7 protein-coding genes and 1 pseudogene are annotated in these 6,952 nt (G+C 37.8%); all 8 read left to right on the top strand.

Annotation, left to right across the window (positions count from 1 at the left end):
* Positions 1 to 71: 71 nt before the first annotated feature.
* On the top strand, positions 72 to 1,055 hold the full coding sequence (locus H5186_RS21950) for a hypothetical protein (protein ID WP_182794995.1): 984 nt from the start codon (positions 72 to 74) through the stop codon (positions 1,053 to 1,055).
* A 108-nt stretch (positions 1,056 to 1,163) separates the two neighbouring features.
* Positions 1,164 to 2,153 (top strand): hypothetical protein, encoded by a 990-nt coding sequence (locus tag H5186_RS21945; RefSeq protein WP_182794994.1) that lies wholly within the window; start codon positions 1,164 to 1,166, stop codon positions 2,151 to 2,153.
* Between the two features lie 207 nt (positions 2,154 to 2,360).
* Positions 2,361 to 2,513, top strand: a complete 153-nt coding sequence (locus H5186_RS21940) for a hypothetical protein (protein ID WP_182794993.1) — start codon at positions 2,361 to 2,363, stop codon at positions 2,511 to 2,513.
* 4 nt (positions 2,514 to 2,517) lie between these two features.
* Positions 2,518 to 3,441, top strand: a complete 924-nt coding sequence (locus tag H5186_RS21935) for a hypothetical protein (RefSeq protein WP_182794992.1) — start codon at positions 2,518 to 2,520, stop codon at positions 3,439 to 3,441.
* A gap of 309 nt (positions 3,442 to 3,750) precedes the next feature.
* The gene (locus H5186_RS21930; RefSeq protein WP_182794991.1) at positions 3,751 to 4,731 is read left to right on the top strand and encodes a hypothetical protein; all 981 of its coding nucleotides are present in this window, start codon (positions 3,751 to 3,753) and stop codon (positions 4,729 to 4,731) included.
* 103 nt (positions 4,732 to 4,834) lie between these two features.
* Positions 4,835 to 5,818: a hypothetical protein gene (locus tag H5186_RS21925; RefSeq protein WP_182794990.1), complete on the top strand. Its 984-nt coding sequence runs from the start codon at positions 4,835 to 4,837 to the stop codon at positions 5,816 to 5,818.
* Between the two features lie 96 nt (positions 5,819 to 5,914).
* Positions 5,915 to 6,274, top strand: coding sequence for a hypothetical protein (locus H5186_RS21920; protein WP_182794989.1), 360 nt, complete (start codon positions 5,915 to 5,917; stop codon positions 6,272 to 6,274).
* A 52-nt stretch (positions 6,275 to 6,326) separates the two neighbouring features.
* Positions 6,327 to 6,952: pseudogene (locus H5186_RS21915) on the top strand (hypothetical protein); the annotation flags it as partial.

Genomic DNA, 6,952 nt, shown 5'->3' with positions numbered 1-6,952 from the left:
ATAGATTTTGATGCGTTTGAAAAGCCAATTGAAAATGCCTCACTTGAATTAGCAATTGCATAAGGAAAGTAATGCAAAATAATGACTACCTAGCCGTTGATATCATGCCTAAAAAAACGCGATTTCATCGTTTTTTTTACCCTCATAAAATCAAAGAACGATATAAAAAGTTTAAAGGCTTATGTTATTTGTATAATTGGATAGATACTGACATGCATTTAGTTGAAACCCAACCGCAAAGATATCGGTCTTTTAAGTGTGGCAACGATCCTATAAAAACGCTCTTCTTTGGACCAATGGCAATTGGGTTTACTTTAAGTTTGCTATTTGTCATTTCTTGTGTTGTTGCTACCTACTCGGACGAACCTTATCAATGGTGGGTACCGTTACTTACATTTAGTTGGAATTTATTTTTCTTGAATGTATTACCAGTTACATTTAGGTTTACATCTAAAAAAATAATATATTTTGATAGATTAAAGCAGACAGTGGGTTTTACTTTCAATATACCAGACTGTGAACAGCGTGATGAATTAGGTAATTGCTGCTTTAGTTGGGATGAAATAGTGTGTCGACTTGATATTGCATCTACGCGTCCGGGAGTTGTAAGCTACTTCCCGAGTATTAGCCATATTGATTTAGAAAAGTATCCAAAGACTAAAATGCTAGGTACGGTGGCGGATAATGGAGAAACACCAGCATATTGTTACTTGTATTGGGAAAGTAATGTACGTTTCATGGATTTAACTAAACCTTTACCTGATGTACCTGAATATGAAGAACACCGGCATTTAGACCCACGGACAGCTGAGTTTGATATTCAAAATAATAGACCTGTAGGTTTTTGGCACGACTTTTCATTTTCGCAACAACAAGAAATTTGGCGAAAATTAAAAGAAGAAGCTTATGACTTTGATTGGCTGAAGGGAAAGCCTAACGAAGAAATAACCAAACCTTGGCTGCATTTTAAAGGTGAGCCAGAACGTATCGAAAAACTGACATGGAAATACAAAGCAAAGCGTTTAGCACTGCAGTTGTTTATGGGAATACCTTAAAAGATGATTTTATGTATAGCATGCAACTAGGATTCTGATAAAAATTAAAAATGGAATTCAAACCTAGGCGGTATATGCTGCCTAGGTTTATTAAAGCAAAGGAACCTGATGCAAAAAAATAATTACTTTGGTGTTGGAATAATGCCAAAGAAAACGAAGTTTAATCGTTTTTTTGAAGCGCACCGAATAATAAATGAAGGAAGCGAATTTAGAGGATTATGTTTTTTCCGACGTTGGCTAAATCAAGATAGGCGCATTTACGCGAATAAAAAAGAGCAATATAAAATAGCACCTTGTGGTAATAACCCTATAAAAGCCATATTATTTGGTCCAATGGCTATTGGTGCTGTATTAAGCTTAATTACATTAATTAGTATCTTATCACTTCCATTTTATGATGAAGGTGAAAATTTTCAGTGGTGGATACCACTGGTTACCTTTTGCTGGAACTTATTCTTCTTAAATTTACTACCAATAACGGCTAGATATATACCTGATAAGATGATGTACCTTGACAGGCAAAACCAAACGGTCGGGTTTACTTTTGATATACCAGGTTGTGAACAACGAGATGACTTAGGTAACTGTTGCTTTAAATGGGAAGAGATTGTTTGCAGGCTAACCTCGAAAATGGGCGCGCCGGGTGTAATGAATTACTTTCCAGAAATTAGTCATATAGACCAAGAGAAGTACCCTAAAACAATAGTAACCGGTTCAGTTGTCGAACTTTCAGCTAATCCAGTGCATTGTTATTTATTATGGGAGTGTTATGTGCGCTTTATGGATTTAAGTAAGCCATTGCCCGATGTGCCGGTATATGAACGACACCGCCATTTAGACCCCATTACAGCTGAATTTGATAAGAGGAATAATCGGCCTGATGAGTTTTGGTCCTCATTTTCGTTTTCGCAGCAATTAGAAATTGAAGAGGAAATTCTGAGTGAAGCATTTCCATTTGATTGGCTAAAAGGTAGAGAGCAGGAAGAAATAATCAAACCTTGGCAGCATTGGAAAGCAGAGCCTGAGCGCATAGAACAATTAACGTGGAAATATAAAGCTAAGCACCTTGCGCTTCAGCTTTTTATCGGCTTTCCGTGAAACGGCTTAAGTTTCAGAGTCCATGATACGTTAAGGAATAACAATGACACCCATCTTAATTTTTTAGTGACTGATTTATCAAGTGGGCAGGTTATACGGCTCGATGTAAATCAGCATAACTGCGCCGCCATATTTAAAGCGCTCAACACAACCAGAATCACGTTTAGACTGCGAGTGAAAACGTATCCTAAGGGCAAAGGGGCGTCAGTGAGCACTGCCTTTGAGGATAATAAATTTATATTACCAGTATCAAAACGCGATGAGTACGGCGAGCTTGAAAAACCAAATAAATGGCTCGCAACCGAAGTGAATTTATCACTATTAAATTATGCGCTAAAAGAAGAATTAGGACTTGAATAACATTATGATAAACACCGAACAAGTATCAGCATTACGCCCCCCTAAAAAACCAACTGACATGGGAAAGTATTACCGAAAAGTGGAAGTCAATTATGACAACCTATTAGGAGTAAAAGATGAACTGGGGGCTGATGGCCGTTATTACGGGTTATTATTAATGGGAAGTATGACGGATACGGATGATAGTTCTTATTCTTGGCAAGCATTAACCTTCTTTGCGATTGGAGCTATAATGCAAGTACTTGGGTTATTTAAAGCTAAAAGTTTACAACACCTATTAGACTCATTTCTTTTTGACCCTTTGTTTATCCTGGGGCAAGTTTTATTATTAATAATTGCTTTTATTTACCACCGTAAAGCAAAAATCCCCAGAGCCACCTCTGTCGTGTTTGACCGAAAAACCGGCAATGTAAATTTCCCTGCGTTTGGTGGCAACCCTGAACTTGTGATCCCTTTTGAAGAAGTTGAACTGTACCGAGGTTCATTAGGATTTAGTTTAGGCTCCGGTATGCCTGTAGATAGCTTGATTCCAAAAAAGTATCCTAAACATGGTAAAAGGGATTGCCAGTACATAGTCGCATTTGCTGATGGCTATGACGACGCATGTAATCTATGGACGCTATTGAATGAATTTATGGATAAAAATAAACCAATACCTTACGCAATGTTACCTTCGGTTCAACATTATCTAGATAAGGGATATAGCACAGTTTGGAAAGGCGATAAAATTGGCCCCTATATGGATAATTACCCACTCGATGCCGAGATAAAAAATAATTATAAATATGTTTTTCATACGGATATTGATGGCGAAAAAGAATACCCGAGGGATGAAGTTAATTATGTTATTGCCCCCTTTAGTGATGACCCCGTATTACTAGAGAAAAACATAAAACGTGCCTACGCGCTCAATATTTTACTTTTGTGATTCTGGTTATTTAAAAACTGGTTTCTGGTCACAGGCCAAATGCTCTTTAACAATCAGAAAAGGAATTCAAACCTAGGCGCAACTGCTGCCTAGGTTTACCGTCACGTTGGTGGCTCTGTTACATGGCGACATAATAAACAGTCATTTAAATTTGCGTAGGCGCGGCTTTACGCCGCGCAAATTGAACAATAAAAACGACACTCACTCTGAATAATTAAGATAGGTGTCATCTTAAACTTCCGATTTTGATGCGTTTGAAAAGCCAATTGAAAATGCCTCACCTGATTTAGCAATTGCATAAGGAACCTGATGCAAAACAATAATTACTTTGGTGTTGGAATAATGCCAAAGAAAACGAAGTTTAATCGTTTTTTTGAATATCGTAGTATAAAAAATATATATCACGAATTTAAAGGCCTGTGCTTTTTATATGATTGGCTTGATACGAACAAGTTATATGAAAATCAGCGCGAAAAATACAAACTTGTCCCTTGTGGCAATAATCCTATAAAAGCCATATTATTTGGACCAATGGCTATCGGGGCTGTATTAAGCTTATTGTTACTAATAGCCTGCGTTGTCGCAACGTATTCTGAAGAGCCATTTCCTTGGTGGCTTGTAATCCTCACCTTTTGCTGGAACTTATTCTTCTTAAATTTACTACCAATAACTGCTAGGTATATACCTGATAGGGTGATGTATCTTGACAGGCAAAACCAAACGGTCGGGTTTACTTTTGATATACCCGGTTGTGAACAACGAGATGACTTAGGTAACTGTTGCTTTAAATGGGAAGAGATTGTTTGCAGGCTAACCTCGAAAATGGGCGCGCCGGGTGTAATGAATTACTTTCCAGAAATTAGTCATATAGACCAAGAGAAGTACCCTAAAACAACTGTTACCGGTTCAGTTGTAGAGCTTTCAGCTAACCCTGTCCATTGTTATTTATTATGGGAGTGTTATGTGCGCTTTATGGATTTAAGTAAGCCATTGCCCGATGTGCCGGTATATGAACGACACCGCCATTTAGATCCCATTACAGCTGAATTTGATAAGAGGAATAATCGGCCTGATGAGTTTTGGTCCTCATTTTCGTTTTCGCAGCAATTAGAAATTGAAGAGGAAATTCTGAGTGAAGCATTTCCTTTCGATTGGCTTAAAGGTAGAGAGCAGGAAGAAATAATCAAACCTTGGCAGCATTGGAAGGCAGAGCCTGAGCGCATAGAGCAATTAACGTGGAAATATAAAGCTAAGCACCTTGCGCTTCAACTTTTTATCGGCTTTCCGTGAAACGGCTTAAATTTCAGGATCCATTATACGTTAACAATCATAAAAGGAATTTAAACCTAGGCACTTTAAAGTGCCAAGGTTGATTAAACAATAAGGATATTAAATGCAAAATAATGACTACCTAGCCGTTGATATCATGAGTAAAAAAACGCGATTTAATCGCTTTTTTTACCCTGAGAGATTAAATAGCCTCAAGGATAAATTCAAAGGCTTATGCTATTTATATAATTTACCTGCAAGAAAGCAAAAAGAAATACAAAAACATCCTGAACGATATAAAGTAGAAATGTGCGGAAATAGCCCAATTAGAGTTATATTGTTTGGCCCAATCATAATCGGCTTTGTTTTAAGTTTGTTACTATTACTATCTTGTATTGTGATGACATATTCGGATGAACCTTATCATTGGTGGGTGCCCGCACTTACTTTTTCTTGGAACCTGTTTTTTCTTAACTTATTACCACTAACAGAGAGTTACCTCCCTAAAAAGCAAATATATTTTGACAGAAAAAAACAGTTAGTCGGCTTTACTTATAAGATACCCGGTTGTGAAGAGCGTGATGAGCTGGGTAATTGCTGTTTTAAATGGGCTGATATTGTATGCCACCTTGATATAGTGGCAACACGCCCGGGTGTAATGGGGTTTGTGCCTTTTATTAGTCATATTGATGAGGATAAATACCCTGAGACTAAAATAGCTGTTCAAGTGCCTGATAACTCAAATAACCCGATGAACTGCTATTTATATTGGGAACGAGTAGTGCGGTTTATGGATAACAACCAACCACTGCCTGATGTGCCTGAGTATGAAAACTACCGCCACCTTGATGAATTAACTGCTGAATTTGATAAGCAAAATGACAGACCCAATAATTTTTGGAGTGATTTTTCGCTTGCTCAACAAGTCGAAATTTGGCAGAAATTCAATAAAGAGGCTGCTCATTTTAATTGGCTTAGAGCTACACCGAACGAAGAAATAACCAAACCTTGGCTGCATTTTAAAGGTGAGCCTGAGCGTATCGAAAAACTAACATGGAAATACAAAGCAAAGCGCTTAGCACTGCAGTTGTTTATGGGAATACCTTGAACATCTTATAATTAGAATAGGAGTTAAAATGGGTGTCTAGCTTATTTCCAATGACGTCGAAGATGCAAAAAATATGCAGAAATGATACAACTTCAAATGTCACGTTACACAAAGCATCGAGTATTTAAACAAATCCCCCTTAATTCCCCCATATTAGTAGATGCGATATGGATGCTTCAGCCTGCTCGAACAGGTTGGCAAGCTGAAATAAATTACAATGCATTTTTGACTGAATTTGGTTTGCAGCCAGGCGACCAGATAGAGCTCAAACTAGAAGCCACGGTGTACCCCAGTGGTAAAGGTCAACCAACAATTCAAGGGTTTAATAGTATTTATGGCTTACCAATCGAATATTACAAAGCAGGTGAAAAGCCAGGGTTCTTTTCTTGGGGCGATGAGCGCAAGTATAGCCACCGCATTGGCCAAGTAATCAGCCAAGCCATTGTTAAGTTATAAAAAGCTAAGTTATAAAAAAATTACAAGAAGTACAGCAAATAAAGGAGTAACTATGAGTAGTGATGATAAAAAATCAGAGGAAGAAAGAATATTTGATGAGCTCGTTGAGCGCTACATTGCTGAAGAGGAAGATGGCTTAACTCACGAAGAACGAGAAAAAATAAAAAGAGAAAACCGTATTAACGCAATTAACCAGTGGTGCGCTGAAAATCCAGGCCGAGACCCCGCTAGAGCAAAAGATAAAACCATAAAGCAACTGACTTTGGATGAAAAAGCGGTGGTGCGATTAGAAGAGTTTAGAAAAAATAACCCCGAAAAAGCTGCAGAAAATAAAAGGAGAGCCGAAAACAGAAGCAAATACTTTGATAATAGAGCAACATATAAAGAGCAACTGTCTAGAGATTATTTGCATAAAGACAGTTATGAAACGCGATTAAAAAAAGCAGAAGCACTCAATGGCTGCGGGTTTAAAACCCGCACATTTAAAAGTAAGCGTTTTACTGATGAATATACAGCAAAGCTTTCATCCCCAGATAGTGGCTCAACGCTTGAAGGGCACTGGGTTCGCGGAGATGGGCAGCAACTTGCTATTTCATGGTTTGGAGGGTGGTCAAATTTATTTACTGCTCTAAGCTTCTTGCTAATGGTATCTGCAGTTATGTTTTTCTTCGTTGACTT

This window comes from Pseudoalteromonas sp. SG41-2, from assembly GCF_014164535.1.
GTDB classification, from domain to species: Bacteria; Pseudomonadota; Gammaproteobacteria; order Enterobacterales; family Alteromonadaceae; genus Pseudoalteromonas; species Pseudoalteromonas rhizosphaerae.
Note: the sequence above shows the minus strand (reverse complement) of the source record. Positions and strands in the feature narration are given on the sequence as shown.

Excerpts from the sequence above, each read along its gene's own strand:
- H5186_RS21950 (WP_182794995.1), top strand. The coding sequence starts at position 72 with ATGCAAAATAATGACTACCTAGCCGTTGATATCATGCCTAAAAAAACG.
- H5186_RS21945 (WP_182794994.1), top strand. The coding sequence starts at position 1,164 with ATGCAAAAAAATAATTACTTTGGTGTTGGAATAATGCCAAAGAAAACG.
- H5186_RS21935 (WP_182794992.1), top strand. The coding sequence starts at position 2,518 with ATGATAAACACCGAACAAGTATCAGCATTACGCCCCCCTAAAAAACCA.
- H5186_RS21930 (WP_182794991.1), top strand. The coding sequence starts at position 3,751 with ATGCAAAACAATAATTACTTTGGTGTTGGAATAATGCCAAAGAAAACG.
- H5186_RS21925 (WP_182794990.1), top strand. The coding sequence starts at position 4,835 with ATGCAAAATAATGACTACCTAGCCGTTGATATCATGAGTAAAAAAACG.
- H5186_RS21920 (WP_182794989.1), top strand. The coding sequence starts at position 5,915 with ATGTCACGTTACACAAAGCATCGAGTATTTAAACAAATCCCCCTTAAT.